Here is a 5,558-nt window from a genome sequence, read left to right on the forward strand (position 1 = left end):
AGTCCTCAGCAGGGATGTGATGGACTTGTCCACCACTCGTATAAACCTTTGTCTCGCCCAACACGAAGCTGTCGGCAAAGGCGCTAATGCTCCCTTCACTATCCTCTGATCGATCTGTCTGCAATCCCTGAGCGTCTGTATAATCTGTTTGTTCACTCCGCAGATCTATCTCTGTTTTTCCCATTGTAGAAATCAGACTGTGAGATGCGAATAAGGTCGGAGACAGGGTATCTACCTCTGGCTTGCCGATGGTGTAGGAGATCTCGTATTGCGTACTGCCAAAATCGTCGCGTTGGAGATCGTACAGTTCCAGATAGATAAACACCGGTTCAGACGGTGAAAATGTTCGGACAGGGTTGGGTGTGATGAGCAGATCGTCACGGCTTTCTGGCAATGCTTTCTTCGCTTGAATATCGCTGCCGACGAGCAGATCACTCAGATGAAAGGTCTCCTGGTTATATACGAAGGTTTTCTCATCGCGTGCCACACCAATTAGACCAGATGTTTGATCCATAAATTCTATAGAAAAGTGATAGTTGTCCTGGCGTACAGATACCGTGCGCGAGATCAGCAGGTGATCGTTGCGATGTTGTGCTGCGGCGTTTTGTACCGGCTTCGGCTTCGGCAAGGTGAGGGTCTTGAATTTGCGATAGTTATACATATCGCTCCACTGCTGATCAAAGAAGAAGACGCCGTCCCAAAAACTCACCTTGCTCGTTTCTGGATTTTCTGTTAATTGGTTTTTGGGAATCATATAGCTGAGTTCGACGCGCATCCTGTTTTGTTCTTCAAAGGTGGCGATCTGATAGGGGAGGGTATATTTGCGATTGAGGTAAGGATCGACAAAGCGTTGGGCTGTTTTTCGGAAGGTATGATGCGAGGCTTCGTCGAAGTAGCCCGGGTAATAACGGGAACCACGTTGTCCTATCTCAAATCCACCACAGAAGCTCCAGCGATCACTGCCATTCCCGCAATATTCAATCTTAAATGTTTCGTAATACCAGGTTTCCATCATTCTATGAAATGCCCTATACGGGTCATTTCCTACAGAAAAGAAAAAGGTTTTTCTTCTTCTATATCTTCCAAATTTGATATAGGTCTTCCCCATATCCGTCTGCCAGCCCTCAACATCATCAGAAAATCGCCTGAATCGCAAATTTGCATACGCCATACGACCAAAGTGCGCCATCTTTCTTTCGTTAAAATCAGACAAATAGAGTGGGTCCTGACGCTTCCAAAACATCTCGCGTTTCAAGAGCGCATCAATCGTCTGTGTCGCGCGGGATGCCTGATCTTCTTTGGGGGCAAGCAGGTCGATAGATTCGAGCAACTCGCGTTCTTCAACACTCATCAAGTCAAGGGCGCGTTGATAGTATTCATGCGATTCATCGAACTCGCCAATCTGATAGGCGGCAAGTCCACAGAACAAGAGCGCATTTTTATCATCTGGATATTGCGCGTGCAGGGCTTGCATCAGGGCATGGAACGCATCCCAGTATTTATCTTCAAAGTAGAGTATGCCCAACAAGTAATAGGGTTGATGGTTGGTTCCATCCAATTGGATGCTTTTTCGCAGGACCTGAATAGCTTCTTGTTTGGCTTCCTGAGCAAATCCCCTGAAATTCCGGGTTTGGGCATTATCTTTTACTCTGAGAAACTCATATACCCAGAACATACCCAACCCATTGAGGACATCTGTATTGTTGGGATGCTTTTTGATCACGCCCTTGAATTGGTGGAATGCGCGTGACCGAAAGCCTTGATGCCACATAATCTTTCCGCGTGTCAGCCGATACTCAATATTGTCGGGGGCAATTTCGATTGCCCGCTGTATCATCCGCATTGCCCGCTGTCGGCCATTTACGCTGTGGTCCAACAGATGCAGTTTGGCCAATTCATTATATGCAGGGGCATAATCTCTATCTTTGGAAATAATCTCCTTGAACTCTTGAATGCTTTTCTCTCGACTTACCAGACCGACTTGCTGCTCTGCCGCCTGAAACAGCGAGTCTATTGTCGTCGCGCCTCTGGACAAGCCAGAACCAAATAGGCAGGCCAACGCAATCAGTCCAATGCGCATTGTGAATCGCATTCTTCTCCCTTTCAAATGATCATCAACGGCATAAAAAGTTTATCGCGAATTTCCAGCCGTCTGGAGATCAGTGGCTAATAACGTCTTCACTGCCACTTCGGTGCGATCTTCGCGTAGCTTCATCGCGTTGATGACCCCATTTTTATCTATCAGAAATACCGACGGAATCCCCCACACGCCGTAGGATTTTGAAATCACCCGCGTTTTTTCTTTCTCAAATACCTGCACATAGCTCAGCTTTTCCTTTTTTACAAAATCTCGCAATGCCTTCTCTTCTCGGTCCAAACTCACACCCACGACTTCTAATCCCTGATTGCGATAGGTATCGGCAATTCTTTTGATTGTCGGAATTTCCTCAATGCACGGGCCACACCACGTTGCCCAAAAGTCGATTAAAACGGCTTTTTCGCCCCGGTAATCTGCGAGCCGGAATGTTGCCCCATCCAACTGTTTGGCTTCAAATTCAGGTGCTATATCTCCCACGCTCAAGGTCGGGCGTTCCTCCATTTTCAGTTCGGTGAGATAACGCAATTCTTTTTTATCCGTCAGATCAACCGTATCGACTTTGCTCCAACGTTTTCCTGAACTGGGGATACTAGAAAAACGAATTTCAATCTGCGCAGAAGGGAGATCACGCAATTCAAACCGTCCCTCTTTGTCTGTTTGGGTACTGCCTGCTGAAACCAATTTCGGGGGATCATCGGCTAAAACACGGCTATTTACATAAATCCCTGAAACAGGTAGTCCTTTGTAAGTTGCAAAACCGGTAATTCGCGCATCGCCCAGGGGTTCAAAGTTCAGCGTCACATCGCGGTTTTCAATCACCAGCCTCCGAGATTGAATACTGCGATGCAGGATGATCGTTTGTTCCTCCATTTCCAATTCTATGGATGCCTTGACCGAAATTATATATTCCCCTGGCTCAAGGTCATCGAAACGATATGCGCCAGTAGCATCTATAAAATCCCTTTTGGACCGAGTCGGTCCACTTGTAGAGGGGCGTTTGGTGGAAAATACTCTGATTTCCAGCCCTTCTACAGAACCCTCATTTAAAGACACCACGCCTGAAACAGAATACAAACGCAAACGCTCTACGCGGATATCTATCACATCATCGGCAGGCATAATCTCTTGATTCACAATTCTGGTCTCAGGATGATTCACCCAGATGTGACCTTCCGCTACGTTATTTAGAGTGAACAGACCCGATGCATCGGTGTATGTATTGCGCTGAAAGGGTAATACGGGCAATACATATACTTTCTTTTCAGGGTCCGGTGGTGGTCCAGGACCAACGCACGCCCATTCCATGGGTTTGCCCAACTCATCCACAACGCGACCGCGAAACGTCGTTCCTTTTTTGAGACTAATCACTACCTGGCCTTCAATGGCATTTTCAACTTCCCGCGCGATTTGTACGTATCCTTTTGCTGCGACTTCAAAGGTAGCCTGCGGTCCCGAGACTTGCCAGCCTTCAAATTTTCCATTGGCATCTGTAGTTACTATCTGGGGAGATAGGCGTTGATCTTTTGAGGGCTCATCGGAAATCACTACGACAGCATTGGCAATCGGATTATCAGACGTGTCGATTACACGACCAGAGATGCGGCGCGAGTTGAGCAAGAGCAGATCGACATCTTCAATTTTACTCTCGGACTTTGCTTCAACAGTCACGGGTTCAGCTGCATTCTTAGACGCGATTCGCACGCGATATACGCCCGGAGTGACTTCGACGCGATAGCGGCCATCTTCATCTGTCATGGTTCCGGCATGCACCTCGCCATCGTCGTATTCAACCCATATTCCCATATTTGCTGTGGGTTGACCATCGCGCTGATTGATCACTTTACCAGATATTGTTGTTAGGTGATCGATAGGCGGCTTATAAGATACAATCCCAGAAACACCCAGATAAAAAGATCCATCGCCTTTTTCAATCAGGTCCCATACAGAATCGCCGGGAATACCGTGTTTGCGCGTCAATCGCAACCACATTCCATCTTTATACCGCATCAAGCCTCTGGCTTCTACTACCTTTTGGTCACCTTGATGTGTACCAAACCACAGATCGCCATTTTCCGTTTGCCAGATATTTCGAGACGCATTTATAGGCAGTCCATCATGTGCATCGTAGTGTGTCCAGGCTGTGCCGTCAAAGCTGGAAATCCCCCCTTTGCGCCGCGTTATGGTGCGCCCAATATTCGATCCATGCACGGTCCAAAGCGTGCCTTCCCGATCATAAAATAGTTTATATACCTTGTGGCCATCGTATCTATTGCCATTACGCACGCCCTCTATGGGCACGCTATCGACAATATGAGAGGTCCATTTTCCATCTTTATAGTGGCTCAATCCGCGGAGAGTTGCGATCCACACGCCGCCTTTGGGATCGGCTTCCACATTGTAAACCCGATTGTGAATCAATCCATCTTTCACGGTATAGTTGCGCCATGCTTTGCCATCAAAATGCAAGACGCCGTTTCCGCCTTTGAAGCGATCGGTGCCTCCGTGTGCTCTGTAGTTTGAAAAGCTCTGGGTAACCCAGATACCGCCATCATCATCTTCGGCAAAATCATATCCAGCGGCGATTTTTCCCAGGCCCGTTGTTTTTGAATCCCATACCTGCCATGTCTTTCCGCTAAAGTTCGCAACAATTGGCCTATTCTTATATATACCGGCAAACCAAACCGAGCCATTGCGCGCTTGTATAAAGGCATGTATCTGGTCGAATGAACCACCTTCCGGCAATGTAAATTTTTGCCTCTCATCTCCATCCTGTAAATAGAGACTATTCTTGCAGTGCCACCACATACGACCATCGCGCATTTTTAGTGGAATTAGTCGCTGTGATATATCGCTGGTATCGGTTACGGCAACACCACCTTCAAACACAACCTTTGGATCATTGTGATCGGCCTTTGAAGTGGTCAGGCTACCTATAGCTGTCGCCCCACCGATAAATACCACTGCCATCACGAGTGCCGATACGCGACCAACGCGCGGAGACACATGGCCGCCCAGGGTGATAATGCGGTTGACTCGCTCCATGACCTGAGTTGTTCGCGCCATGTCCATGCCCAGAGCTATCGCAGGACGAGAGCGTAGTTGGGTCGCCACATTGAGAAGCGTATCCGCATAGCTTTCAGAATTGCCAGTTGTTGTTACTGTCCAATCATCACAGGCTTGTTCTTGAACTTCAAAAAGCAGGTGTTTGACGCGGTGGAATAGGGGATTGAACCAGTAAAACGCCAGGCCCACCATTGCCAACAAGCGATACAGACAATCCCATCGCTTCACATGAATGAGTTCGTGAATCAAAATTGATTTCAACTGGCCGCGCGATTCGACCATAGGCGTGGGCAATACGACTACTGGCTTCAGGAGTCCTACTTGAGTTGGACTGCCGATTTTGTCACTGACGGCGAGTGCAACAGATCGCCGAATACCCAATTGGTTTTTTAAGAGC

2 protein-coding genes are annotated in these 5,558 nt (G+C 47.8%); both read right to left on the reverse strand.

The annotated features are described in order from the left end of the window. Window positions 1-2,092: GWxTD domain-containing protein (locus OXG87_18765; GenBank protein ID MCY3871595.1), on the reverse strand; the 2,092-nt coding region annotated here is incomplete at its 3' end. A gap of 39 nt (window positions 2,093-2,131) precedes the next feature. Beyond that, the coding region (locus OXG87_18770; GenBank protein MCY3871596.1) for a carboxypeptidase regulatory-like domain-containing protein at window positions 2,132-5,558 on the reverse strand (3,427 nt) is incomplete at its 5' end.

It is taken from the genome of Gemmatimonadota bacterium, from assembly GCA_026706845.1.
GTDB lineage: Bacteria > Latescibacterota > UBA2968 > UBA2968 > UBA2968 > VXRD01.